Annotated in this window: 20 protein-coding genes, 1 tRNA gene and 1 pseudogene; 11 read left to right on the forward strand and 11 right to left on the reverse strand. The window is 74.7% G+C overall.

The features are described from left to right. Nucleotides 1–61: 61 nt before the first annotated feature. From ACFYU0_RS03425 to ACFYU0_RS03450, 6 genes are all read right to left on the reverse strand, one after another. Nucleotides 62–952: a Gfo/Idh/MocA family protein gene (locus ACFYU0_RS03425; protein ID WP_389297458.1), complete on the reverse strand. Its 891-nt coding sequence runs from the start codon at nucleotides 950–952 to the stop codon at nucleotides 62–64. Nucleotides 953–987: 35 nt separating this feature from the next. Then, on the reverse strand, nucleotides 988–1971 hold the full coding sequence (gene tgmB, locus ACFYU0_RS03430; RefSeq protein ID WP_389297460.1) for an ATP-grasp ribosomal peptide maturase: 984 nt from the start codon (nucleotides 1969–1971) through the stop codon (nucleotides 988–990). A gap of 16 nt (nucleotides 1972–1987) precedes the next feature. Next, nucleotides 1988–2179: a putative ATP-grasp-modified RiPP gene (gene tgmA, locus ACFYU0_RS03435; RefSeq protein ID WP_020938095.1), complete on the reverse strand. Its 192-nt coding sequence runs from the start codon at nucleotides 2177–2179 to the stop codon at nucleotides 1988–1990. A 158-nt stretch (nucleotides 2180–2337) separates the two neighbouring features. After that, nucleotides 2338–3174 (reverse strand): fructosamine kinase family protein, encoded by an 837-nt coding sequence (locus ACFYU0_RS03440; protein WP_389297968.1) that lies wholly within the window; start codon nucleotides 3172–3174, stop codon nucleotides 2338–2340. 126 nt (nucleotides 3175–3300) lie between these two features. After that, nucleotides 3301–4176: a hypothetical protein gene (locus ACFYU0_RS03445; RefSeq protein ID WP_389297462.1), complete on the reverse strand. Its 876-nt coding sequence runs from the start codon at nucleotides 4174–4176 to the stop codon at nucleotides 3301–3303. A 120-nt stretch (nucleotides 4177–4296) separates the two neighbouring features. Beyond that, complete coding sequence (locus tag ACFYU0_RS03450) at nucleotides 4297–5298, reverse strand: hypothetical protein (protein ID WP_389297463.1); 1002 nt, start codon at nucleotides 5296–5298, stop codon at nucleotides 4297–4299. Nucleotides 5299–5640: 342 nt separating this feature from the next. Here ACFYU0_RS03450 and ACFYU0_RS03455 point away from each other — a divergent pair, with 342 nt between their 5' ends. Beyond that, a complete protein-coding gene (locus tag ACFYU0_RS03455; RefSeq protein WP_389297465.1) occupies nucleotides 5641–6291 on the forward strand; it encodes a hypothetical protein in 651 nt (216 codons plus the stop codon). Nucleotides 6292–6582: 291 nt separating this feature from the next. Further along, the gene (locus ACFYU0_RS03460) at nucleotides 6583–7194 is read left to right on the forward strand and encodes a class F sortase (RefSeq protein WP_389297467.1); all 612 of its coding nucleotides are present in this window, start codon (nucleotides 6583–6585) and stop codon (nucleotides 7192–7194) included. Nucleotides 7195–7247: 53 nt separating this feature from the next. Here ACFYU0_RS03460 and ACFYU0_RS03465 read toward each other — a convergent pair whose 3' ends face one another. After that, complete coding sequence (locus tag ACFYU0_RS03465; protein ID WP_389297469.1) at nucleotides 7248–8459, reverse strand: GDSL-type esterase/lipase family protein; 1212 nt, start codon at nucleotides 8457–8459, stop codon at nucleotides 7248–7250. Nucleotides 8460–8494: 35 nt separating this feature from the next. After that, entirely contained in the window at nucleotides 8495–9064 is a 570-nt protein-coding gene (locus ACFYU0_RS03470; RefSeq protein ID WP_389297471.1) for a TetR/AcrR family transcriptional regulator, read from the reverse strand. A 152-nt stretch (nucleotides 9065–9216) separates the two neighbouring features. Here ACFYU0_RS03470 and ACFYU0_RS03475 point away from each other — a divergent pair, with 152 nt between their 5' ends. Then, complete coding sequence (locus ACFYU0_RS03475) at nucleotides 9217–10170, forward strand: LysR family transcriptional regulator (protein ID WP_389297473.1); 954 nt, start codon at nucleotides 9217–9219, stop codon at nucleotides 10168–10170. 117 nt (nucleotides 10171–10287) lie between these two features. On the opposite strand, the gene ACFYU0_RS03480 is transcribed toward ACFYU0_RS03475, so the two are convergent. Next, entirely contained in the window at nucleotides 10288–11742 is a 1455-nt protein-coding gene (locus ACFYU0_RS03480; RefSeq protein WP_351669913.1) for a glyceraldehyde-3-phosphate dehydrogenase, read from the reverse strand. A 170-nt stretch (nucleotides 11743–11912) separates the two neighbouring features. On the opposite strand from ACFYU0_RS03480, the gene ACFYU0_RS03485 reads away from it, so the two are divergent. The 7 genes and pseudogenes from ACFYU0_RS03485 to ACFYU0_RS03515 form a co-directional block, all read left to right on the forward strand. Then, nucleotides 11913–13121 carry a hypothetical protein gene (locus ACFYU0_RS03485; RefSeq protein ID WP_389297475.1) on the forward strand — a complete coding sequence of 403 codons (1209 nt, stop codon included), beginning with the start codon at nucleotides 11913–11915 and terminating at the stop codon, nucleotides 13119–13121. 136 nt (nucleotides 13122–13257) lie between these two features. Beyond that, complete coding sequence (locus ACFYU0_RS03490; protein WP_389297476.1) at nucleotides 13258–13950, forward strand: alpha/beta fold hydrolase; 693 nt, start codon at nucleotides 13258–13260, stop codon at nucleotides 13948–13950. Between the two features lie 88 nt (nucleotides 13951–14038). Continuing rightward, nucleotides 14039–14359 (forward strand): hypothetical protein, encoded by a 321-nt coding sequence (locus ACFYU0_RS03495; RefSeq protein WP_351669904.1) that lies wholly within the window; start codon nucleotides 14039–14041, stop codon nucleotides 14357–14359. Nucleotides 14360–14489: 130 nt separating this feature from the next. Next, nucleotides 14490–15368, forward strand: a complete 879-nt coding sequence (locus ACFYU0_RS03500) for a PP2C family protein-serine/threonine phosphatase (RefSeq protein WP_351669901.1) — start codon at nucleotides 14490–14492, stop codon at nucleotides 15366–15368. A gap of 59 nt (nucleotides 15369–15427) precedes the next feature. Beyond that, a complete protein-coding gene (locus tag ACFYU0_RS03505) occupies nucleotides 15428–16435 on the forward strand; it encodes an MASE1 domain-containing protein (RefSeq protein ID WP_389297479.1) in 1008 nt (335 codons plus the stop codon). Between the two features lie 468 nt (nucleotides 16436–16903). After that, on the forward strand, nucleotides 16904–18187 hold the full coding sequence (gene selA / locus ACFYU0_RS03510; protein ID WP_389297970.1) for an L-seryl-tRNA(Sec) selenium transferase: 1284 nt from the start codon (nucleotides 16904–16906) through the stop codon (nucleotides 18185–18187). A gap of 5 nt (nucleotides 18188–18192) precedes the next feature. Further along, nucleotides 18193–19932, forward strand: a pseudogene (locus tag ACFYU0_RS03515) (SelB C-terminal domain-containing protein); the annotation flags it as partial. Nucleotides 19933–19967: 35 nt separating this feature from the next. Here the strand turns inward: ACFYU0_RS03515 and ACFYU0_RS03520 are convergent. Continuing rightward, nucleotides 19968–20060, reverse strand: a tRNA-Sec gene (locus ACFYU0_RS03520). 35 nt (nucleotides 20061–20095) lie between these two features. On the opposite strand from ACFYU0_RS03520, the gene selD reads away from it, so the two are divergent. Next, nucleotides 20096–21106 (forward strand): selenide, water dikinase SelD, encoded by a 1011-nt coding sequence (selD, locus tag ACFYU0_RS03525; RefSeq protein WP_389297481.1) that lies wholly within the window; start codon nucleotides 20096–20098, stop codon nucleotides 21104–21106. A 45-nt stretch (nucleotides 21107–21151) separates the two neighbouring features. On the opposite strand, the gene fdh is transcribed toward selD, so the two are convergent. Continuing rightward, the gene (gene fdh / locus ACFYU0_RS03530) at nucleotides 21152–24433 is read right to left on the reverse strand and encodes a formate dehydrogenase (protein ID WP_389297483.1); all 3282 of its coding nucleotides are present in this window, start codon (nucleotides 24431–24433) and stop codon (nucleotides 21152–21154) included. Between the last annotated feature and the right edge of the window lie 53 nt (nucleotides 24434–24486).

The following is a 24486-nucleotide window of genomic DNA, read 5'->3' on the forward strand; positions in this document are numbered from 1 at the left end:
TCCGACTAGCCCCCGTGGCCACCGGCGGGCCGCTGGGTGGGTGCCGGTCGGCCTGGTCGGCCTAATCGGCCGAGTGGCCGGCCAGGCGGGCCTCGGCAGCGGCGAGGATCTCGGTGATGCGCAGGCCGAAGGCGGCGTCACACGGATGGGGGCGGCCGGTGCGGGCCGCGGTGCGCAGGGCGTCGGCGGCCCGGGCGAGAGCGGGGACCGCGCCCTCGGAGCTCCTCGGCAGCACCGCGGTTCCCGCCTCGCCGCGCAGCTCGAGGTCGGCCCCGGCCGCCGCCGGCGGGGCCGTCAGGCTCACGGTGAGCGTGCTCGAAGCGCCGGTGGCGTGGTCCAGGACCAGGTGCACGGTGTCGGCGGGGCCGTGCGCGGCGGCCGCCACCCGCCGGACGTTGCCGAGTACCGGCAGCAGCAGGGACAGCGGATGCGGTCCCACGTCCCACAGCGCGCCCTTCTCCCGCCGCCAGGGGGAGTGGGCGAACGGGCTGTCACCGGTGAACACCGCCCCCAGCCACTGCGCCCGCGCCGTGAACCAGCCCGCCGTGGCGGCCTGCTCCTCGACCCACGCCTCCGGCTCCTTCTGGAACCGGGTGGTGAGGAAGACCACGGAGGCCACCTGGGCCCGTTCCACGGCCTCGACGACGGCCCGCCCCTCGGCCACCCCCACTGCCAGCGGCTTGTCCAGCAGCAGATGACGGCCCGCCCGCGCGGCCCGCACCGCCAGCTCCGCCTGCACGGACGGCGGCAGGGCCAGCGCGACCGCGTCCACGTCGGCGAGCAGCGCGTCGACGTCGTCGTACGCCCGCACCCCGTACCGCGCCGCAAGCTCGGCGGCCGCCTCCGGGCGGCGGCCCCACACCCCGGCGAAGTCCAGGCCGGGGTGCCCGGCGAGGGCGGGGGCGTGGGCCGCCTGGGCCCATGGGCCCGTCCCCAGCAGTCCGATGCGCATGTCGTCCTCCTCTGTCCGGACCGGAGCCGACGGCGTCACGGCGCCGTGTCCCGGTCGTCACCCGCGTCCGGCGCCGCCGGCTCTCCGTCGCCCGCCAGCCACCGTGCGATGGTCTCCGCGATCGGCTGCCCGGTGTCCATCTCGACGAAGCCGAACTGGCCCGACTGGTTGCACTCCAGGAACCACCAGATCCCGTCCGCGTCCTCCGCGAAGTCGAAGGCGCCGTAGGCGAGTCCGGCTTCCTTCATGTAGCGCAGGACGGCCTCGGCGACGCGCGGCGGCACCTGGTCCGGGAGCCAGGGCGAGACCGACGGCGCGAAGCGCACGTCCACGTCGTCGGGGTGGCCGTCGGGATCGGCCGGCTTGCGCGCGGCGAGCAGCCGGTGGCCGACGACGGTGAGCCGGATGTCGGCCCGCTTCGGGATCCGCCGCTGCAGCAGCGTCGGGCCGAAGGCCACGGCGGAGAAGTCCGCGTCCGGCGCGACCCGGCTGGTGGGCACCGCACGCGGCGGCTCCTGCGGATGCGCGCCGGAGACCGGCTTGACCACCAGGTCCGGGAACCGCTCGGCGAACTCCCGGGCCGCCTGCGGGAACGTCGTGATCAACGTCGCGGGCACGGGGAGGCCGCTGTCCTGCGCCAGCCTCAACTGCCAGGGCTTGTGCCGGGCGCGGCGCGCCGCGTCCGGATGGTTCATCCAGCGTGCCCCCGTGGAGCGCAGCATGCCGTACAGCGCCTGGGCGGACTCCTCGGTGAGCCAGGCGGACGGCTGGGCGGCGCGGGCGGCCGCTTCGCCCGGCCTGCGCACCCAGACGGAGCGCAGGCCGTCCATGCTCACCAGGCGCCCGCCGACGGACAGATGCCCGCGGCAGGCGCCGTGCACGAACTCGCCCGACAGGGCCACCCCGTTGGTGAGATCGGCGGGGTCCAGCCGGACCACGGGCACACCGGCCCGGCGCAGCCGGAGCACCACCATGTCCGCCGTCACGTCTTCTTCATTGGTCAGGATGAGCACGGTCATCTTCCGTGGGCCCGCGTCAGTCGTCGAAGTGCGTCTTGGAGCCGGCCGTCGAGGTCGTCGTCCCCAACGCTCTCAGCGTGGCGTGGTCGGTGGCGGCGATCCGCCCGTCCGGGAGGACGTTCAACTGCAGTCCGGAGTCGTACGCGTACGGTGTGGTGACGTCCAACTGCACAGCGGGGCGCGCGTAGTTGAGCGTGAACGGTTGCATGGGTCTCTCCCTGATTCGGCTTTCACGTCCTTATACGAATCGAACGGGTGATTGGTTTCCTTACGCTCCGTAACCATGGTCGGAAGCAAGGCCGTTCGGAGGCGTCAGGTACTAGGACGCCGACGGGGGCCGCGAGGCTGCGCGGGGTCGCCGCGGATTCATCCGGACAGGGCTCCGCGTGCCGCGGCCACGGCCCGTTCCGTGTATCCGCGTCCGAACAGCACCACGTGCACCAGCAGCGGGAAGAGCTGGTGCAGACCGACCCGGTCCCGCCAGCCGTCCGCCAGGGGCGCGGTCTCGGTGTAGCCGGCCAGCACCCGGTCCAGCAGGGGGCAGCCGAAGAGCCGGAGCATCGCCAGGTCGGTCTCGCGGTGCCCGCCGTGCGCGGCCGGGTCGATGAGCCGCACCTCCCCGTCCGCGCCCCAGAGCACGTTGCCGTTCCACAGGTCGCCGTGCAGCCGGGCGGGCGGCTCGGCCGGCCCCGCGAGGTCCGGCAGCCGGGCGCAGACCCGCTCGATCGGGGCGGCCTCCGCGGGCCGCAGGGCGCCGGCGTCGACGGCGGCCCGCAGATACGGCAGCACCCGGTGCTCGGAGTACCACGTGGGCCAGTCGGCCGCCGGCGCGTTGCGCATGGGGGCGGCGCCGATGTACGCCGCCTCGGGCCCGCCGGGCGGCGGCGCGCCGAACGCGGGCGCCCCGGCGGCGTGCAGGGCGGCGAGGGCGCGACCGAAACGCAGCGCCGCCGTGCCGTCCGGCCCCCCGGTCGGCACCCGCTCGGTGACCATCCACCGCTCGTCGTGGCCGAGTACCGCCGGCACCCGCACCGCGTCCGCAGCGCCCAGCCAGCGCAGACCGGCCACCTCGGCGCGCACCGAGCCCGGGGCGCCGCCGCGCTTGACCATCACCACCGTGCCGCCCTCGAGCGTCACGTCGGCCGGCGCCCCGGACGGCGCCCGCGCGGCCGTGACCCGGCGCCCGGTGAGCCGGGACGCCACCCGCCCTGGTTCCTCGTCTCGATCGACCACGGCCTCAGCGTACGACCCGCGGATGAGCCCTTTCTGAGGACGCTTCGGCCGTTCTCTCATCCGGTTCCGGCCGGATCCGGGCAGGCCCGGCGGCCGTCACCGCGCCGCGGGCTCCCGCGGGGGGAGCCCCACCGGATTGCCGGGCGGCAGCAGCCCCGACTCCCGGACGGCGCGGGCGAGCGGGTCCAGCAGCGCGGCCAGACGTGCGGTGCGCTCCGCGCCCAGCGCGTGCCACGGCCGCCCGGCCGCCTCGTCGGTCCGCCGCTCGACCAGTGCCCGGCCCGCCACACCGGCGCGGGTCAGCGCGCCGTGCGCGTCCAGGAACCCGCGCTCGCGCAGGGCCCGCTCGGCCGCCGTCCAGTCCTCCTGCTCCCACTTCCGGGTCTCCCGCAGGAACGCCCCGTCCGACTCGCCGGCGGCCGCCTTGAGCACCATGGCCTCCAACGGGCCGATCCCCAGGCTCACCAGCACCGCGACATGCCCGTCGCCCCGGTGCTCCCGCAGCGTCGTCACCGCCTGCCACAGCCGCGCGGCCGCCCTCCCGGGCCGCTCCAGCGCCTGGTTGGCCGCGGCAAGCACCCGGCCATTGGTGTCCGCCGCTGCCGCCGCCTCCCACGCGAGGTCGGCCGCCTCGGCGAACCGCTCGGACCGCGCCGTCTCCGCCCCGAACAGGCGGGTCATCGCCGCGTCCACGGCCTCCGCGCGGGCCGCCAGCACTTGTGCGGGAGACGCGTGACTCCAGGCGTCGGGGAGCGCGCGGGCGACCCGGGCGGGATGGAAGACGTAGAAGGAACTCGTCACCACGCTCGGGGACACCGGTCCCAACGGGGCGGCGCGCAGCGCGAAGTAGCCCATCCAGTACCCGCGCATCCCGAGCCCGTCCGCCGCCTGCCGCGCCTCGGGCGCGAAGTACACCAGATCGTGCAAGGGCTCGAACAGCTCCCACATGTCCCGCGCCGTCGCGTCCACCACAGCGTCCTCCCGCCACGTCGCCCCGCCGGCCCCCGGCCGGCCCCCGGCCGTCGAACAGCCTGCTCTATGACGCCGGTCATAACAAGAGGCTCCGGTGTGCCCGCGGATCACGTCACGGGCTCAGCGCGGCACGGCCCGGACCCGCCCCACGGCGTTGCCGAGCAGTTCGGTGAACCACACGCCCCCGTCGGGACCCGCGGTGAGACGGAACGGCACGGCGTCGCCGCCGTCCGGCACCGGGAAGGAGGTGATCGCGCCGCCCGCGTCGATCCGCCCGATCCGGCCCGCCTGGTCGGCGTACCACACCCGGCCGTCGGGCCCGCGTGCGATGCCGGCCGGGACGCTGTCCGGATCGGGCGGCCGGAACCCGGTGACGTGGCCCGAGGAGTCGATCCGGCCGATCGGGTGCGGGCCGGACATGGTGAACCACATGCCGCCGGGCCCGGCGACGATCGCGTCGGGGAAGGCCCCGTCGGTAGGCAGCCCGAACTCGGTGATCCGCCCGTCGACGCCGATCCGCCCGATCCTGCCGCCGGCCGGTTCCGTGAACCACAACGCGCCGTCGGCGCCCGCGGCGATGGAGCGGACGGCGGCGTCCGGGGTCGGCACCGGATACTCGGTGACGCGGCCGGACGTGGTGATCCGGCCGATCCTGTCGGCGTGCTGCTCGGTGAACCACAGGGCGCCGTCCGGCCCGGCCGCGATCCCGGCCGGGAAGCCGTCCGGCGTCGGGACCCGGAACTCCGTGAGCCGGCCGGAGGTGGTGAGGCGCCCGATCCGGTTGGCCCTGCCCTCGGTGAACCACAGCGCCCGGTCGGGACCGGCCGTGATGTCGAGAGGCAGGCTGTCCGGCCCGGAGGCGGGGAAGTCCGTGACCTCGCCCGCGGCGCTGACCCGTCCGATACGGCCGGCCCCCGACCCCGCGAACCACAGCGCCCCGTCCGGGCCGGTGGTGATGCCGGCGGGCAGCGTGCCGGCCGTGGTGGTGATCGGATGCACCGTCACATCGCCCACGTCCGCCCCGGCCGGCGCGGCCACCGCGGCGACCCCGATCAGGCCGCCGAGCGAGGCCGCGAGCAGGCGCCGGACCGGACGCCGGCCGCCCGTGGTCGCGCGGCTCATGGAGCGGCTCCCTCCTCGGCGGGCCGGGGAACGGTCACTCCGCCGTGATGTGATGCGCCGTCGGATTCCCCTCAAGCCTGCCACCACCGCCCCGCGGCCGGATCGGCCCGGACGGGGGACACCCGTGCCGGGGTCCGGCCGGAGCGCGCGGCCGGGTGACGCGCACTGCCCCGGACGGAGGGTGCCCCGGCGTGTCGCTGGGACAGACGGGTGGCGCGATGACCCGGCTGGGCCGCCCGGATGGTGCGCCGTCACGGCCTGACTGACGGTGGTTCATGTCGAGACCGGGTCCATTCAGCTGATGACGTATCCGCTGCCCGGCCACGGCGGAAGGACACCGATATGCGCTCTGCCCGCATTCTTCTCGCCACGGCGGCCGCCTCCGCCGCCCTGGCCTTCGCCACGCCCGCTGCGGCTTTCGCCGCGCCGGCCGCGGACGGCGGAGGCCGGGACGACTCCTCGTACAGCAAGGAGCACGACAGCGACTCCGACAGCGGTTACGACAAGGGCTCCGGCCGGGACCACGACAAGGGCTCAGGCAAGGACCACGACAACGACTACAGCAGCGAGGACGACGGCGGCCGCAGCCACGACGGTCCGCGCGGCGGAATGCACACGGGCGGCGGTGCGCTCGCCGCGGTCCGCGGCGGCGACGACTGGGGCTCCGGCGGCGACAGCAGGTTCGACCCCGAGACCTACCGGGACAAGGACAAGGGCGGCGGCAAGGAAGGCGGGGGCGGCAAGGAGGGCGGCGGCAAGGAGGACGGCGGCCGGGACGGCGGCGGGAAGGACGACTGGGGCGGCAAGGACAGCGGAGGAGGCAAGGACGACTGGGGCGGCGGCGACCACGACAAGCCGCGCGGCGGCATGCACACCGGCGGCGGCGGCCTCGCCTCTCCCGGCATCACCGCGGGCGGTCTGGCGGTGCTCGCCGTAGGCGCCACCGGCATGTACGCGCTGCGCCGCAAGAAGGCCGTCGAGCCGGCGTCCTGACCGGCCCCCTCTTCTCTCAGGGCCGCGTACGCCGCCGGTGTCCCCGCGCCGGCGGCGCCGCGCCCTGAAAGAGCCCGACGCCTGTGCTGCCGTGCCCGAGTGAGGTGATGTCCGATGGCAGCAGTTCCCTCTTCCCCGGACCCCTCTTCCCCGAGTACCTCCTCGCCGGGCCCTTCCTCCGGCCCCGGTTCTCCCGCCTCCGGGTCTGCCGGCCCCTCGGCCCCGGCCTCCGCCGAACGGGCGCAGGCCGCGCAGAACGCCGGTCGCGGCGGGCGCCTGACGCTGTGGGGCGTGGCGATCGTGTTCATCGCCGTCAGCCTGTTCGGCGGCCATCGCGGCGACGGCGACGCCCCGCAGGCGCCCGGCGGCACGACGGTGAGCGCCGGAACACCGGCCGGCACCGAACAGCCCGGCACGGACGGGTCCGGCACCGATCAGGCGGAGCGGTCGCTGCCCCCTGCCACGCCGACCCGCCTGGTCATCCCGAAGATCTCCGTGGACGCCCCCTTCACCCCCCTCTCGCTCGCCTCCACCGGGCAGCTCCAGCCGCCGCCGGCGGCCGACACCAACCTCGTCGGCTGGTACGCCGACGGCGTCACGCCCGGGGAGAAGGGCACGGCGATCATCGCCGGTCATGTGGACACGGTCACGTCGGCGGCCGTCTTCGCCAACCTCTACGAGCTCGGGCGCGGCGACCGGTTCACCGTGGACCGGGCCGACGGGCGGAAGGCGGAGTTCGTCGTGGACGACACCGAGACCTTCGCCAAGGACGCCTTCCCCAGCGACCGGGTGTACGCCGACGCCGACCGCCCCGAGGTCCGGCTCATCACCTGCGCCGGGGACTACGACCACACGGTGCGGGACTACACCGACAACCTGGTCGTCTTCGCCCACCTGGTGTGAGGGCCCGTCAGGCGGCGCCGGTCAGCCCGGGCGCCGGTCAGCCGGTCAGCCGGTCAGCCGGTCGGCCGTTCAGCCGGTCGGCCGGTCCGGCGTCCGAGCGGGCCGCCCGGGGCGAGGGCGAGCGAGGCGAAGCGCTCGCCGATCCGCCGGTGCGCGGCGGCGTCCGGGTGCAGCCCGTCGGGCAGCGGCAGTTCGGCGAAGTCGGCCTCTCCGTACAGCTCACGGCCGTCGAGGTAGTGCAGCAGCGGGTCCTCGGCGGCCCGTTCCCGCACGATCCGGGCCAGCTCCGCCCGGACGACGCCCAGGGTGAGCTTGCCCCGCGCGACCTCCGCCGGGTCCCCGGCGGCCCGGAACCGCAGCTGTCCGGAGCTCAGGGCGGACAGGTCCGGCATGCTCGGGCCCGGGGTGTCCTCGTGGATGGGGCACAGGATCGGCGAGACCACGAGCAGCGGTGTGCCGGGGTGGCCCTCCCGGACGGTGTCGAGGAAGCCGTGGACGGCCGGCCCCAGGGCGCGCAGACGCATCAGGTCCGTGTTGACCAGGTTGATGCCGAGTTTCACGCTGATCAGGTCGGCGGGCGTGTCGCGCAGCGCGCGTGCGGTGAAGGGGTCGAGCAGGGCGCTGCCGCCGAGGCCCAGGTTGATCAGCTCCACCCCGCCGAGCGAGGCGGCCAGCGCCGGCCACGTGGTGGTGGGGCTCGCGGCGTCGGAGCCGTGGCTGATCGAGCTTCCGTGATGGAGCCACACCGCGCGGCCCCGGTCGGGCGCCGGTTCGACGGGTGCGTCGGTGCGCAGCGCGACCAGCTCGGTGGTCTCGTTGTGCGGCAGCCATATCTCGACGTCCTTGACGCGGTCCTCGAGGCCGGTGAAGCGCACGGTGGCGACCGGGCCGGGCCGGTGCTCGGCGGTGCCGGCGACCATGTCGATCGTCAGGGTGTTGCCGCCGGCGGCGACGGCACGGCCGGCCGGGCGCCCGTCCACGAGCAGGTCGTACACGCCGTCCGGGCGCGGTGGCGCTCCGGTGTGGACGCGCTTGGTGGGCAGGGTGTCGAGTTCGACGGCGGTGGCACGGGTGCGCAGCACCAGCCGTACGCCGGAGGGCTGGGACTCCGCCATCCGCAGCTGCGGATCGGCGCACTGGGCCCGGGCCCGGGCGGGCAGCCGGTGCGGCAGCAGTCCGTGCTCGGTGCGTTCGAGGTCGAGGGCGCCGCGCACGAGGCCGGCGGTCAGCGGGGTGGTGATCCAGTCGGACGGGGTGGGGGGCATCGGAAGGAGCCTGTCGTATCGGGGGTTCGGGGAGTTCAGCGAGCCGGCCACTCGCGCAGCAGCGTGTCGAGGGCGTCGAGGATCCGGGTCCACGACTCCTGGGAGTCGGGGGCGCTGTGGCTGAAGCCGCCGGCCGCCTCCAGATCGACGTAGCCGTGGAACACGCTGCCGAGCAGCCGGACGGCGTGGGTCTGGTCGGGTTCGGCCAGGTCGTAGCCGCGCAGGATCGCCCGGGTCATCTGCGCGTGCCGGCCGCCCGCACTCGCGGCGGCCGTCTCCGGGTCGAGCCGGAACCGCGCCGCCTGGTAGCGGCCGGGGTGCTCACGGGCGTAGTCGCGGTAGGCGTCCGCGAAGGCGCGCAGAGCGTCGATCCCGGCCCGGCCGGCCAGGGCCTCGGCGGCCCGGTCGGCGAGTTCCTCGAGCGCGAGCAGCGCGATGCGGGTCTTCAGGTCCTGGGAGCTCTTCAGGTGCGAGTACAGGCTGGCCACCTTGACGTCGAAGCGCCGGGCCAGCGCCGACACGGTCACCTGCTCGAAGCCGGCCTCGTCGGCCAGTTCGGCCCCCGCCCGGACCAGACGCTCCGTGGTCAGACCTGCGCGCACCATCAGCTTCCTCCTCTTCGGCTTCATGCATTATGCGTTTACCTAAATGCTTTAGGCAAGTGCGAAAAAGTGATAGGGAGTGTCGGCATGCTGTCGCAGGGTGGACAATCGTGCGGGGCTCGTGCGAGCCGGACCGAGGAGACGGGGAGTGGGCGATGGAGCTTGAGCTCCGGCACCTGCGGGTGCTGTGCGCGATCGCGGACGCGGGCGGCGTGGGCCGCGCCGCCGCGCAGCTCGGCTACTCGCAGCCCGCCGTCAGCACCCAGCTCCGGCGCATCGAACGCCATCTCGGCGAGCCGCTCTTCGAGCGCGGCACGAGCGGGGCACGGCCCACCCCGTACGGCGCCGAGGTCGTCGCCCAGGCCCGGGACGTCCTGGCCCGCGCCGACGCCATCGGCCACCGGCCGCCCGCCGCCCGTCCGGGCCGCACCCTGCGCGTGGCCGCGACCAACTCGCCCATGCTCTCGGGCGCCGTCTCCCGCGTCCGCGCCCGCCTTCCGGATCTGTCCGTCGCCGTGACCAGCGTCTACGCCTCTTCGAGGATCGTGGAGCTGCTGGAGGAGGGCGCGGTGGACGCGGCCATCGCCGCCGACTACCCGGGCCGGGAACTGGCGCACTCGCCCGCCGTGCGCCACCGCGGCATCGTCACCGAGCCGACGTTCGTCGCCCTGCCCGCCCGCCACCGGCTGCGCCAGAGCGCCCAGGTGCAGCTCTCGGACCTGGCCGAGGACCCGTGGTTCGTCACCCCGGACGACGGCGCCGGCTGGCCCGCAGTGTTCTACGACGCGTGCGCCGCGGCCGGCTTCACCCCCGTCACCGTGCACGAGTTCCTCGGCGACCAGACGCAGCTCCAGAGCATGATCGCCGACGGGCTGGGCGTGTCCCTGGTCCAGCCCACCCTGCGCCCGATCCCGCACGTCGCGGTGCGGCCGCTGGCCGGCTCGCCGCTGTGGTGCCGCTATGTGCTGGCCTGGCGGCCCGACGCGGTCGGTGACGACGTCGTGGAGGCGCTGATGCAGTCGGCCACCGGCGCGTACCGCGAACTGGTCGCCGGGGCACCGCACTTGAGGGCGTGGGCCGCGCGCACCTGGAGCGTCGCCGGGGCGTGACCGGATCCTCGGGGGGCGTCCGCGCCCGGCCGCGGCACGCCCGGCCGCGGGCGGCGAGCACGACGGCCGCCGACCGGGCTTCCGGTCGGCGGCCGTCGTGTGACCGGCGCTACGGCGTCAGACGGCCGTCGCCGGATACGTCGGGTACTCCACGCCCGAGACGTGCTGGACGACCCGGACTACCTGGCAGGAGTAGCCGAACTCGTTGTCGTACCAGAGGTAGAGGATGGCGTTGTCCCCCTCCACCTTGAGGGCGCCGGCGTCCACGATCGACGCGTGGCGCGATCCGATGAAGTCGCTGGAGACCGCGTCGGGCGCCGTGGTGAAGTCGATCTGGCGCTTGAGCGGCGAGGTCAGCGACACGTTCCGCAGGTAGTCGTGGACGTCCTCGCGGGTGGTCTCGCGGGCCAGCTGCAGGTTGAGGATCGCGATCGAGACGTCCGGTACGGGCACGCGGATCGAGCTGCCGGTGATCGGCGCCTTGAGGTCGGGCAGCGCCTTCGCCACGGCCGAGGCGGCGCCGGTCTCGGTGATCACCATGTTGAGCGGCGCGGAGCGGCCGCGGCGCTCGGCCTTGTGGTAGTTGTCCAGCAGGTTCTGGTCGTTGGTGAACGAGTGCACGGTCTCCACGTGGCCGCGCAGCACGCCGTACTCGTCGTCCATGGCCTTCAGCGGCGGGACGATCGCGTTGGTGGTGCAGGAGGCGCAGGACAGGATCCGCTCGTCCGGCTTGATCGTGTCGTGGTTGACGCCGTGCACGATGTTCGGGACGTCGCCCTTGCCGGGCGCGGTCAGCACGACCTTGTCGATGCCGGGGCGCAGGTGCTCCGACAGGCCCGCGCGGTCGCGCCACTTGCCGGTGTTGTCGATGAGGATGGCGTCCCGGATGCCGTACTCGGTGTAGTCGATGTGCGACGGGTCGTCGGCGTAGATCACCTTGATCGCGTTGCCGTTGGCCACGATCGTGCTGCTGTCCTCGTCCACCGTGATGGTGCCCTGGAACTGGCCGTGGATGGAGTCGCGGCGCAGCAGCGAGGCGCGCTTGACGAGGTCCTCGGCGGCACGGCCACCGCCGCCGCGGACCACGATGGCGCGCAGCCGCAGGCCGTTGCCCGAGCCGGCCTTCTCGATCAGCAGCCGGGCGACGAGGCGGCCGATGCGGCCGAAGCCGTAGAGGACGACGTCGCGCGGCTCGCGGCGCTCGATCTTGTCGGCGCCGGTGGCGCCGGCGACGGCCTCCGCGGTGAACTCCGCCACGCTCAGGCCGCGGTCGTCGGCCTTGTAGGTGGCGGCCAGCATGCCGAGGTCGATCTGGGAGGGCCCGAGGTCGAGGGTGGTCAGGGCCTGGAGGAACGGCATGGTCTCGGTGACCGACAGCTCCTCACCGGCGATCTGCCGGGCGAAGCGGTGCGTCTTCAGGATGCTGACCACCGACTTGTTCACCAGGGAGCGGCTGTGCAGCAGGACGGTCACGTCCCGCTCGCGGTGCAGCTTTCCGATGATCGGGATCATGGACTCCGCTATTTCCTCGCGGTGCATCCAGTTGGTGAACGAGTCGTCGTTGACAGTCACAGATCTATCTTTCGAGCTAGGCAGCGCTCATATGGTAACCACACCCTACTTCGATCTTTCCGGGGGTCTCCGGCAGGGGGCTCCCGCCCGTTCCTGAATCAGGGTGGAAGACGCCCGGAAAGGCGGGTCGCGCGTTGCGCGCCCGTACCGCTCTGGCCAAGGTCGGGGGCGTGAGCACGTCTTCCGTACCCCGGCCCGAGCCGGCCGCCCCGTCCGGTCCCCTCCGCCGCCCGGGACGGCCTCTGGTGGCCCGGCACCGGATGCCCGACGGCGCTCCGGCGGCCCTCGCGCTGTTCGCCGCGGTCCGGCTCGCCGGGATCCTCGTCGTGATCACCGCCGATCACCTCGCCGGCCACACCCTGACCAGGAGCCTGGCCCACTCCTGGGACTCCCGCTGGTACCTGCACATCGCCGCCCACGGCTACGGACACCTCATCTGGATCACCCCGTCCGGCGCGGTGCAGACCGACTGGGCCTTCTTCCCCCTCTACCCCTGGCTCGTCCGGGCCGCGCTGACCGTGCTGCCGTGCACCCCCGGGCAGGCCGGGCTGCTGGTCGCCTGGGCCGCCGCCGGCGTGGCCGCGTACGGCCTCTACCTCATCGGCCACCACCTGTACGGGCGGGCCGCCGCCACCGCCCTGGTGGCCCTCTGGGCGGTCCTGCCGCACTCCGTCGAGCTGACCATCGCCTACACCGAGTCCCTGTTCGCCGCGCTCGCGGTCTGGTCCCTGTACTGCCTGCTCAAGGGCCGCTGGCTGTGGGCCGGTTCGCTCGCCGCGCTGGCCGGACTGGCCCGGCCGACCGGGTTCGCCGTCGCCGCGGCCCTCGGGATCACCGCCGCGCACGAACTGCTGCGCCGGCGCGGCCGGGCGCCCGCCGCGCTGTGGGCCGGCGTCCTGCTCGCGCCGCTCGGCTGGCTCGGGTACGTGCTGTGGGTGGGCGCCCGGACCGGCGACCTGTTCCGCGGCTACTTCACGGTCCAGAGCGCCTGGGACTCGCGCTTCGACTTCGGCGCCGGCGCCTTGCGCTTCCTCCGGCTGCTGTTCCTGTACGGCGGCGGTGTCGTCTACCCCGCCGCGCTGCTGCTCGTCCTGCTCGGCGTGGTCCTGTTCGGGCTGCTCTGCCTGGACCGCGCCCCGCTGGCCCTGGTGGTGTTCGCGGCGGTCCTGGTGCTGCTGGTGCTGGGCGGCTCGGGATCCTTCTCGTCCAAGCCCCGCTTCCTGCTGCCGGCCTTCCCGCTGCTGATCCCGCCGGCCCGCGCGCTCGCCCGGACCTGGCGGGCGCGGCCGGCCCAGGCCCTGCTCGTCGGCTGCGCCCTCGCCGCCGCCTCCCTGCTCTACGGCGCCTACGTGACGGTGGTGGCGCACTCCCCGCTGTGACGCCGTCAGCCCCGCCGCCCGCCGTACCGCCGGCGGGCGCGGCCGCTCCCGGCGGAGGACGCGCCGGCGGTCCCGGTGGATCGGCCGCCGGTTCGGTGCGAGGATCCTGCGGCGCCCCGACGAGAAAGGCGAGCCGATGAAGCTGTACACCCGCGAGTGGGGGACCGGGGAGCGGATCGCCGTCCTGATCCACGGGATCATGTCCGACCACCGGACCTGGCGCCGGGTCGCGCCGGTGCTCGCGGACCGGGGCTACCGGGTGATCGGCGTCGACCTGCGCGGCCACGGCGCGAGCGGCCGGGGCGGGTACGGCGCCGCCACCTGGGCGGACGACCTCGTGGAGACGCTGCCGGCCGGCGTCGAGCTGGCGGTCGGCCACTCGCTCGGCGGCATGGCCCTCGCGCTCGCGGTGGAGCGGCTGGCGCCGGAACGGGCCGTCTACTGCGACCCGGCGTGGGAGCTCGGGAAGCGCGCGGTGACGGCCGCCGCCGCCTTCGGCGACTTCAAGCTCGTCGACCGCACCGTGATCCGGGGGTTCAACCCGCGCTGGGAGGAGGCCGACGTGGACGTCGAACTGGCCACCATCGCCGACTGGGACGCGGCGACCGTCCAGGCGTTCCCCGACGCCTTCGCGGTCAGCCGGACCCCGGTGCGCCCGGTGGTGCCGTCCCTGGTGGTGCTGGCCGGCGCGAACAGTCTCGTACCGCCCGAGCAGGCCGACGAGCTGGTGCGGCGGGGCTTCATGGTCCGACGGGTGCCGAAAGCCGGTCACACCCTCTACCGCGACGACTTCGAGGGTTTCATGACGGCGCTGGACGGCTGGGTCTGACCCGGAGCGGTCACGGCGTCGCGGCGCCTCCCCCGTGCGAAGCCCGTGAATCGGGGTAGGCGGGGGTACGCCCGAGGAAAGGATCGTCATGACGACCTACGTCATCACCGTGCCCGGTACCTTCACGACGGGAGTCGGGGACGAGGCCCGCGCGCGGCTGAGCCGGGCCCTCCGGCCGGCCGATCCGCACACCACGCGGATGGGCAGCACCGAGGACCTGGACGTACTCAACGTCAACGAGGACAACACCTTCACCCTCCGTCTGACCGTCGAGGCGGACACCGGCCCGCACGCCGAGGACGAGGCACGCCGGCTCGCGGACTCGGCGCTGCGCGACGCCGGTCTGGACGAGCGGTCGGCGCCGCTGGGACCCGCGTTCGTCACGGGTATCGACTCGGAGGTCCGTTGACCGGGCGGATCGCGGGGCCACGCGGCCTCGCCGACCGTCTCGGGCGCCCCGCCCCCTGCGGAGAATCACCACGAATGGGTAAAATCTAGGCGTTTGCCGTAAAAGGCTGCCGCCCAGCCGGATGTGATCCATGCCCCGCAAGCGCTCCACGGACGATGGCGACGAGCTGCTGGTCCGGCTCGGGATGCTCACCGCCCAGGCGCGCGAGCGTGCCGAGCTGCAGCGCGCCCAGGTCGAACTGGCCATCGCCCTGCAGCGCGGCATGCTCCCCCCGGACCTGCCCGCCGCGCCCGGACTGCACCTCGCGGTGCGCTACGCGCCCGCCTGCCACGGCCTGAACGTGGGCGGCGACTGGTACGACGCGTTCACCCTGCCCGACGGCCGCATCGGGATGTCCATCGGGGACGTGCAGGGCCACAACATCGAGGCCGCCGCCTTCATGGGCCAGGTGCGGACCGCGCTGCGGGCCCTCGCCTCCGTCAGCACCGAGCCGGGCGAGATCCTGGCCCGGACCAACGAGCTGCTGCTCTCGCTCGGCATCGAGCTGTTCGCCACCTGCACCTTCATGCGGCTCGAACCGGCCACCGGCGTCCTGGAGAGCGCGCGGGCCGGGCACATACCCTTCGTCTGGGCCACCGCCGACGGCAAATCAGGCGTCGCGGAGGACGAGGGAGGACCGCCGCTCGGCATCCAGCACGGCGCGGCGTACCCCGTGACCCGGCACCGGCTCACCACCGGCGGGGTGTTCGTGCTGCTCACCGACGGCGTGGTGGAGGGCCCCTCGCTCGCCGTCGAGGACGGCCTCGACCAGGTCGTCCGGCTCGCCGGCATCGCCGCCGTCTCCGGACTCGAGCCCTACGCGCTGGCCGCCGCGGTGATCAAGGGCGCCGAGAGCGTGGGGCACGAGGACGACGCCGCGGTCCTGGTCGCGGGCCTCGACGGGCCCGGCGCGCACTGGCGGGACGCGGTGGCCGGGGGGTCCCGGCGGCGGCCCGGCGTTCAGCCATAGAGCGGGACCGGACGCCGCTCGCCTCGCAGAGGTACGGCCACCGGTGTGAGATTGCTGCTGTGGTGCCTCTCCAGGATCTGCGCCGGCCGGGCGGCTACGCCGTCCAGCTTCTGGCGGTCGCCGCCTGCTACTACGGGGCGGCGCGCCTGGGACTCATGCGCGAACTTGCGGTCGAGGGCGCCGTCGTCACCCCGATCTGGCCGCCCACCGGAGTGGCCGTGGCCGCCCTGATGTTCTTCGGCCTCGCCTGCTGGCCCGCCATCACGGTCGGCGCGCTGTTCGCCACCTGGTCCCTCGGCACCCCCGGCCCCGACGTGGTAGGCATCCTCTTCGGGCAGACGGTGGCCCCGGTGATCGCGGTGCTGCTGCTGCGGCGGTCCGGCTTCCGCCCCGAGATCAGCCGGCTGCGCGACGGGCTCGCCCTGGTGTTCCTCGGCGCGCTGGCGGCCACCACGATCAGCGCGACCTTCGGCGTGGGCGTGCTGGTCCTGACCGACAAGCTGGCGGCGCACGCCTTCTGGGCCGTCTGGCTGGCCTGGTGGGTGGGCGACGCGATGGGCGTCCTGCTCGTCACCCCGGTCCTGCTGATGCTGCGCCGCACCCGCTGGCCGCTGCCGCTCGGACGCTGGAAGGAGGCCACCGCGATGGCCGTGGTCGCCTGCGCCATCGTGCCACTGGCCGCCTACAGCTCGATCAGCCTGCTCTTCCTCGTCTACCCGCTGATCATCTGGGCCGCGCTGCGCTTCCAGCTCGCGGGCAGCATGCTCTGCGCCCTGCTGACGTCCGTGCTGGCCACGGTCGCGGCGACGGACGCCGTCGGCGCCTTCGCGGGGCTGAGCCGGATCGAGGTCATGGCGAAACTCCAGGCCTTCAACGGGGCGATGGCGCTCACCGCGCTGCTGCTGTCCGCCGTGATCACCGAGCAGCGCAACACCCGGCGCTCCGTGGAGCAGGCCTGCAAGGAGCTGGTGGAGGTACTGGCGCACCTCACCGCCGGCGAGGCGCCCCCGCCCCGGCCGCCCCCGAGGCCCGGCGACGGGCCGCGGGAGCCCGGCAGCGGCTCGTGACGCGGCGCGTTCCGCCCGGCGTGTCGAACGCCCGCGCAGGGGCACTGGGAGACGATGAGCGATGCCCGCACGGGCACGGCGGAACCGGAGGAACGGAACAGGGGCGGCATGGAACAGCGGGTGGCACCCGGCAGAGACGACCGGAACCCGAACCCCACCGGACCGGGCTCCGGTGCCCGGGCCGGCTCCGGCGCCTCGGCTGGTTGCGGCCACGACGTCCGCGCCCGTCGGCCGGGACCGGGGCGGCCCGGTGCCGAGGGGCACGCCTGCGACGTCTCGGGAGACCCGGCAGAGGACGGCGGCGGCCGCGGCGTCGAGACGGGCGGGACGGACCTGCGGCGCCACGGCGGCGGATCCGGCTCCGGTGCCCGGGCCCGACCGGGCGCCGGTGCTCCGGAAGGTCCCGGGGCCGGCCGGTCCGAGCCGGCCGCCGCGCGTCCTGGTGACGGCGGCGACGCCCGGCGTCGGATTCCGCGTACCGATGTGCTGTTGCTCGATGCCCGGCTGGCCGAGGCCGTGGGGCGGCTTGGAGAGGATGTGGTCAAGGGGGCGGTCCGGCAGGCGCAGGAACAGGCGCGTGCGGGCGGCATCGCCCCCGAGCAGGTCCGGGACACCGCCGTGGCCCTGCTGCCCGGCACGGCCGGCGGGCTCCGACCGGTGATCAACGCGACCGGCGTCCTGCTGCACACCAACCTCGGCCGGGCACCGCTGTCGGCGGCGGCCCGGCAGGCGGTGGCCGCTGCCGCCGGACCCACGGACGTGGAGCTCGACCTGGCCACCGGAGCGCGGGCCCGGCGCGGCCGCTCCGCCCTGGCCGCGCTCGCCGGCCGCGTCCCCGCCGCCGGCGGCGTGCACGTCGTCAACAACGGGGCCGCCGCGCTCGTGCTGGCCGCCACCGCCCTCGCGGCCGGCCGGGAGATCGTCGTCAGCCGCGGCGAGATGGTGGAGATCGGGGACGGCTTCCGCCTGCCCGACCTGCTGGTCTCCACCGGCGCCCGGCTCCGCGAGGTCGGCACCACCAACCGCACCACCGCCGCCGACTACGCCGCCGCCGTCGGACCCGGCACCGGCTTCATCCTCAAGGTGCACCCCTCCAACTTCCGCATCACCGGCTTCACCCGCGCCGCCGAGGTTGGCGAACTGGCCGGGCTCGGCGTGCCCGTCGTCGCCGACATCGGCTCCGGGCTGCTCGCCCCGCACCCGGAACTGCCCGAGGAACCGGACGCCGCCACGGCCCTGCGCGCCGGGGCCGCCCTCGTCACCGCGAGCGGCGACAAGCTGCTCGGCGGCCCCCAGTGCGGGCTGCTGCTGGGCCGCGAGGACCTGGTGCGCACCCTCGCCAGGCACCCGCTGGCCCGCGCCCTGCGGGTCGACAAGCTCACCCTGGCCGCCCTGGAGGCCACGCTCACCGGACCGCCCACCCCGACCGCCGCCGCCCTCAGCGCCGACCCGGCCCGGCTCGGCGAGCGCGCCGGCCGGCTCGCCGCCGCCCTGGCCGCCGACGGGATCGACGCCCGGGCCGTCGCCGGCGCCGCCACGGTCGGCGGGGGAGGGGCGCCCGGCGTCACCCTGCCCAGTGCCGCGCTGTCGCTGCCCGAGCCGTACGCCGCGGCGCTGCGCACCGGCCCGACCCCGGTGGTCGGCCGGCTCGAGGCCGGGCGCTGCCTGCTCGACCTGCGGGCCGTGCCGCCGGAGGACGACGAACCGCTGGCCGCGGCCGTACGGGCGGCCCGCCCGGCCGCGGAGAGGTAGGCGCCGTGCACGTCCTCGCCACCGCCGGCCATGTCGACCACGGCAAGTCCACCCTGCTGCGGGCGCTCACCGGCATGGAGCCCGACCGCTACGAGGAGGAGCGCCGCCGGGGCCTGACCCTGGACCTCGGCTTCGTGTGGACGCGGCTCGAACCGGGCGGGGAGGACCTCGCGTTCGTCGACGTACCCGGGCACGAGCGGTTCGTCGCGACCATGCTCGCCGGCGCCGGCCCGGTGCCCGCCGTGCTGTTCGTCGTCGCCGCCGACCAGGGCTGGCAGCCGCAGTCGCAGGAGCACCTGGCGATCCTCGACGCGCTCGGCGTCCGGCACGCCGTCCTCGCGGTGACCCGCGGCGACCTCGCCGACCCCGAACCGGTCCGCGCGGACGCCGTGGAACGGCTGGCCGCCACCTCCCTCGGCAAGGTGCCGTCCGTGGCGGTCAGCGCCGTCACCGGCGCCGGGCTGGACGAACTGCGCGCCGAACTGGCCCGGCTGACGGCCGGGTTGCCCGCACCGGACACCGGGGCCGACGTACGCCTGTGGCTGGACCGGGCGTTCACCGTCCGCGGCCACGGCACCGTGGTCACCGGCACGCTCGGCGCGGGCACCCTGCGCGTCGGCGACAGGCTGGTCACCGGGGACGGGGACGTCCTGCGGGTGCGCGGCCTGCAGACCCTGCACGAGCAGCGGACGGAGGCCGGCGCAGTGGCCCGGGTCGCCGTCAACGTGCACGGGCCGGAGACCGGCGCACTGCGCCGCGGCCAGGCCCTGCTCACCCCGGACCGCTGGCTGGCGACCGGCACCGCGGACGTCCGGGTCACCGGCGAGCCCGTCCGCGACCTGCCCCGCTCGGTCACCCTGCACATCGGCACGGCCGCCGTCCCGGTGACCGTCCGCCCGCTCGGCGAGGACACCGCCCGGCTCACCCTGCGCCGCGCGCTGCCCCTGCGGATCGGCGACCGGGCGGTGCTCCGCGAACCCGGCGGCAGCTGCACCCCCTGCGGCGTCACCGTCCTCGACGTACGCCCGCCCCGGCTGACCCGGCGCGGCGCCGGCCGGGCCCGCGCGGCCGAACTGGTCGGGCTGACCGGCCGGCCCGACGGCGCCGCCGAACTGCGCCGCCGGGGTCTGGTCAGGCGCCGCGACCTGCTCGCCATGGGCGCCCCGCCGCCGTCCGGCCCCGTCGCCGGCGACTGGCTGGCCGACGAGGCGCACTGGACCGACCTCGCGGACCGGCTGGCCGCCGAGGTCCGCCGGTACGCCGAGGCGCACCCGCTGGAACCCGGCCTCCCCGCCGAGGCGGCCCGCCGTCTGCTGGACCTGCCCGACCGCGTCCTGGTGGACGCCCTCGTCCGGGCCGCGCCCCGACTCCGCGACCGGCAGGGCCGGTTGTACGACACCGAGGACACGCGGCCCGCCCTGCCGCCACCCGTGCGGGCCGCGGTGGACGCCGTGCGCGGGGACCTCGCCCGGACGCCGTTCCGCGCCCCCGAGGCCGACCGGCTGACCCGGCTGGGCCTGACCAGGAAGCCCCTGGCCGCCGCCGTGGCCGCGGGCGCCCTGCTGCGGATCGCCGACGGCGTCGTGCTGCTGCCCGGGGCGGACGCCGCGGCCGCGGCCGAACTGCGCATGCTGCCGCAGCCGTTCACACTGAGCGAGGCCCGCCAGGCCCTGGACACCACGCGCCGGGTCGCCGTGCCGCTGCTGGAGTACCTGGACGCCCACGGGTACACGGAACGCGTGGACGATCAGCGGCGGCGCTGCCGGTCCGAGGAAGGGAGCGGAGGCGGACGGGAATCGAACCCGCCTGCCCGAGATCCTCGGGCACCTCGGTTTTGAAGACCGGGAGGGCCACCAGGCACCCACACGCCTCCACCGCTCGACCAGGCTAGTGCCCCGGGAGACACGCATGACACCGACCCGCCAAGCGTCCGTACGCCTCACGCAGTTCGCCCACGGCGGCGGCTGCGCCTGCAAGATCCCGCCCGGCGAGCTGGAGGAGGTCGTCAGCGGCCTCGGCGCGCCGCTGCCGGGCGGCGACAGCCCGCTGCTGGTCGGCCTGGCCACCGGGGACGACGCGGCCGTCGTCACGCTCCCGGGCCAGGACACGGCCATGGTGTGCACCGCCGACTTCTTCACCCCGGTCGTCGACGACCCCTACGACTGGGGGCGCGTCGCCGCCGCCAACGCGCTGTCCGACGTCTACGCCATGGGCGGGCGGCCCGTCCTCGCCGTCAACCTGCTCGCCTGGCCCCGCGACCGGCTGCCCTTCGAGCTGGCCCGCGAGGTGCTGCGCGGCGGTCTGGACATCGCCGCCGAGGCGGGCTGCCACATCGGCGGCGGGCACAGCGTGGACGACCCGGAACCCAAGTACGGCATGGCGGTCACCGGGCTCGCCGACCCCGCCCGGCTGCTCCGCAACGACGCGGGCCGCGCGGGCCTGCCGCTCTCGCTGACCAAACCGCTGGGCCTCGGCGTGCTGAACAACCGGCACAAGGCGACGGGGGAGCGGTTCGAGCAGGCGATCGCCACGATGACGGCCCTCAACCGGGACGCGTCCGCCGCCGCCCTCGCCGCCGGCGCCGTCTGCGCCACCGACGTCACCGGCTTCGGGCTCCTCGGCCACCTGCACAAGCTCGCCCGGGCCTCCGGCGTCACCGCCGTCCTCGACACGGCCGCCGTGCCCTACCTGGACGGCGCCCGCGAGGCCGTCCGCGACGGATACGTGAGCGGCGGCACCCGGCGCAACCTGGAGTGGGTCGCGCCGCACACCGACTTCGGGACCGCGGACGCGGACACCCGGCTGCTGCTGGCGGACGCGCAGACCTCGGGCGGGCTGCTCGTCGCCGGCGAGGTGCCCGGCGCCCCGGTGGTGGGGGAGCTGGTGCCCCGCGGGGAGCACTCGATCGTGCTCCGCTGAGCCGCCCCTACGGCGGGCCGCCGGCGGGGGCCGGACGCGCCGCCCCTACGGCTCCGTACCGGTGTGCTCGTCGATGCCCGCCCGGGCCCGGTAGGCCCGCACCAGCTCCAGTGACGCCGGTCCCCGCGGACGGCGCCCGGGACGGATGTCGACGGCGAACGCCTTCGCCTCCTGGATGTGCGTGTTCGGGTCCAGGGACAGGTGCAGCAGCTCGTTGGCGGCGTCCCCGGTGCTGTAGCCGTTCGGACCCCAGTGGTAGGGCAGGCCCACCTGGTGCAGGGTCCGGCCCTGCACCCGCAGCGGCGCCATCCGGTCGGTCACCAGCACCCGGGCCTCGATCACCCCGCGCGCGCTGACGATCGTCGCCCAGCCGGTGTGCGCGAGGCCCCGCTCGGCCGCCAGCTCCGGGGACACCTCGCAGAAGAACTCCGGCTGGAGTTCGGCGAGATAGGGCTGCCAGCGGGACATGCCGCCCGCCGTGTGGTGCTCGGTGAGCCGGTAGGTGGTGGCCACGTACGGGAACACCTCCGAGCCGGACTCGGCGCCGCTCGGCTGGTAGCGGTTGTCCGGCAGCGTCGGCAGCAACTGCCGTACCGGATTGCGCTGCTGGCCGTAGAGCAGGTTCGGGAACGGGGAGTCCTGCGGCTCGTAGTGCGTCGGCAGCGGCCCGTCGGTCAGGCCCGACGGCACGTACAGCCACGCCTTGCCGTCGGCCTGCATGATGAACGGGTCCCGGCCGGACAGCGCCTCGGGGCCGGTCGCGCCCTCGGGCGGCTCGTGGTCGGGCGCCTTGTCCTTCTTGAAGTCGGGCACGTCGTGCCCGGACCACTCGCCCCGCTCACCCTTGTCCGGGTCCCACCACACCAGCGCCTTCCGCTCGCTCCACGGCCTGCCGTCCGGATCGGCCGAGGCGCGGTTGTACAGGATGCGCCGGTTGGCCGGCCAGGCCCACGCCCACTCGGCCGCCACCCAGTCCTGCTCCCGGCCCGGCTTGCGGCGCGCGGCCTGGTTGACGCCGTCGGCGTACACCCCGCAGTAGATCCAGCACCCGCAGGCGGTCGACCCGTCGGACTCCAGCTGCTCGTAGGAGGAGAGCGGATCGCCGTCGGCGTCATGGCCGTTGATCTCGGCCAGCACGGCCTCCGCGTCCGGCTCGACCAGCTCGCCCCTCGTCGGGTAGTCCCAGGTCAGGTCCAGCACCGGACGGTCCATCTCGTCGGCGGACCCGGCCAGCCGCTCCCTGATGAGCCGCCCCAGGTGGTACGTGAACCACAGATCGCTGCGGGCCTCGCCGGGCGGCTCCACGGCCTGGTGGTGCCACTGCAGCAGCCGCTGGGTGTTGGTGAAGCTGCCGTCCTTCTCGGTGTGCGCCGCGGCCGGCAGGAAGAACACCTCGGTGCCGATGTCCTCGGTGCGCATCTCCCCGGTCTCGATCTCCGGGCCGTCCTTCCACCAGGTCGCCGACTCGATGAGGGAGAAGTCCCGCACCACCAGCCAGTCCAGGTTGGCCATGCCCATGCGCATCAGCTTGGCGTTGGCGTTGCCGACCGCCGGGTTCTCCCCGATCAGGAAGTAGCCCTTGCACGCCCCGTCGAGCTGCGCCAGTGCCGTCTCGTACGCGGAGTGGGAGCCGGTCAGCCGCGGCAGGTAGTCGAAGCAGAAGTCGTTCTCCGGCGTCGCCGCGTCGCCCCAGTACGCTTTCAGCAGACTCACCAGGTAGGCGCGCATGTTGCCCCAGTAGCCCTTGTGGGCCGCCTCGGCCTTCGCGAACGCGTCGAGGTCCTGGTTCTGGTGGGCGTGCGGCATCGGGATGTAGCCGGGCAGCAGGTTGAACAGGGTCGGGATGTCCGTGGAGCCCTGGATGGAGGCGTGCCCGCGCAGCGCGAGGATGCCGCCGCCCGGGCGGCCGATGTTGCCGAGCAGTGTCTGCAGCACCGCGGCCGCGCGGATGTACTGCACGCCGACCGTGTGCTGTGTCCAGCCGACCGCGTAGGCGAACGCCGTGGTCCGGTCCCGTCCGGAGTTCTCCGTGACCAGTTCGCACACCTGCCGGAACAGGTCCCGCGGTACCCCGCAGACCTCCTCGACCAGTTCGGGCGTGTAGCGGGCGTAGTGCCGCTTGAGCACCTGCAGGACGCAGCGCGGATGGGTGAGCGTCTCGTCCCGCTCGGGCTCGCCCTCGCCGATCACGGCCCCGCCGGAGCCGTGCGCCTCGCCGCGCGCCGCCTCGGTGACCGCGCTGTCGTCGGAGCCCTCGCCGCCGGTGCGCTTGTCGTAATCCAGATCACGCTCGCCCGAGGCCGCCTGCATCTCGGCGCCCTCGTACTGCCAGCTGCTGTTGTCGTACGAGCGGCTGTCGGTGTCCAGGCCCGAGAAGACGCCGTCCAGGTCCTCGGTGTCCCGGAAGTCCTCGCGCAGGATCACCGAGGCGTTGCTGTACGCCAGCACGTAGTCCCGGAAGTACTTCTCCTCCCGCAGGACGTGGTTGATGATCCCGCCGAGGAACGCGATGTCCGAGCCAGCGCGCAGCGGCACGTGCACGTCGGCCAGCGCGCTGGTCCGGGTGAACCGCGGGTCGACGTGGATCACCTTCGCGCCGCGCGCCTTCGCCTCCATCACCCACTGGAACCCGACCGGATGGCACTCGGCCATGTTCGAGCCCTGGATGACGATGCAGTCCGAGTTCTGCAGGTCCTGCTGGAAGGTGGTCGCGCCGCCGCGTCCGAACGAGGTTCCCAGACTGGGAACGGTGGAGGAGTGTCAAACACGCGCCTGGTTCTCGATCTGGATCGCTCCCAGCGCGGTGAACAGCTTCTTGATCAGGTAGTTCTCTTCATTGTCGAGCGTCGCCCCGCCGAGGCTCGCGAAGCCGAGGGTGCGCCGGGTGCGCTTCCCGTCGGCCTCCCACTGCCAGCCCGCCCGCCGCGCCTCGACGACCCGGTCGGCGATCATCTCCATCGCCGTGTCCAGGTCCAGCCGCTCCCACCGCGTGCCGTGCGGCCGCCGGTACAGCACCTGGTGCTCGCGGGCGCTCCCCGTCGTCAGCTGCAGGCTGGCCGAGCCCTTGGGGCACAGCCGGCCGCGCGAGATCGGGGAGTCCGGGTCGCCCTCGATCTGGGTGACCTTCCCGTCCTGGACGTACACGTTCTGCCCGCAGCCCACCGCGCAGTACGGACAGACGGACTTGACCACCCGGTCGGCCGAGGCCACCCGGGGCTCGAGACGCGCGCTGCGGCCGCTCTTGGCGGCGGCCCCCCGGCCCAGCGGGTCGGTACCCGTGAGCTGCCGGTAGACCGGCCAGGAGTCGATCCAGGTGCGAACGCCCACGACCCGCTCCTCCCGTCCACGTCCTTCGATTCTCACGCCACCGCGCGTCCGCG

Origin of the sequence: Streptomyces sp. NPDC003720 (assembly GCF_042875075.1) — a bacterium.
Classification (GTDB): Bacteria; Actinomycetota; Actinomycetes; order Streptomycetales; family Streptomycetaceae; genus Streptomyces.

What these genes read in the sequence shown, in the direction of transcription:
- ACFYU0_RS03465 (WP_389297469.1), bottom strand. Translation starts at nt 8,459, where the DNA reads ATGCCCCCCACCCCGTCCGACTGGATCACCACCCCGCTGACCGCCGGC.
- selD (WP_389297481.1), top strand. Translation starts at nt 20,096, where the DNA reads ATGACACCGACCCGCCAAGCGTCCGTACGCCTCACGCAGTTCGCCCAC.
- tgmA (WP_020938095.1), bottom strand. Translation starts at nt 2,179, where the DNA reads ATGCAACCGTTCACGCTCAACTACGCGCGCCCCGCTGTGCAGTTGGAC.
- ACFYU0_RS03490 (WP_389297476.1), top strand. Translation starts at nt 13,258, where the DNA reads ATGAAGCTGTACACCCGCGAGTGGGGGACCGGGGAGCGGATCGCCGTC.
- ACFYU0_RS03475 (WP_389297473.1), top strand. Translation starts at nt 9,217, where the DNA reads ATGGAGCTTGAGCTCCGGCACCTGCGGGTGCTGTGCGCGATCGCGGAC.
- ACFYU0_RS03450 (WP_389297463.1), bottom strand. Translation starts at nt 5,298, where the DNA reads ATGAGCCGCGCGACCACGGGCGGCCGGCGTCCGGTCCGGCGCCTGCTC.
- ACFYU0_RS03500 (WP_351669901.1), top strand. Translation starts at nt 14,490, where the DNA reads ATGCCCCGCAAGCGCTCCACGGACGATGGCGACGAGCTGCTGGTCCGG.
- ACFYU0_RS03495 (WP_351669904.1), top strand. Translation starts at nt 14,039, where the DNA reads ATGACGACCTACGTCATCACCGTGCCCGGTACCTTCACGACGGGAGTC.
- ACFYU0_RS03425 (WP_389297458.1), bottom strand. Translation starts at nt 952, where the DNA reads ATGCGCATCGGACTGCTGGGGACGGGCCCATGGGCCCAGGCGGCCCAC.
- tgmB (WP_389297460.1), bottom strand. Translation starts at nt 1,971, where the DNA reads ATGACCGTGCTCATCCTGACCAATGAAGAAGACGTGACGGCGGACATG.
- ACFYU0_RS03455 (WP_389297465.1), top strand. Translation starts at nt 5,641, where the DNA reads ATGCGCTCTGCCCGCATTCTTCTCGCCACGGCGGCCGCCTCCGCCGCC.
- ACFYU0_RS03470 (WP_389297471.1), bottom strand. Translation starts at nt 9,064, where the DNA reads ATGGTGCGCGCAGGTCTGACCACGGAGCGTCTGGTCCGGGCGGGGGCC.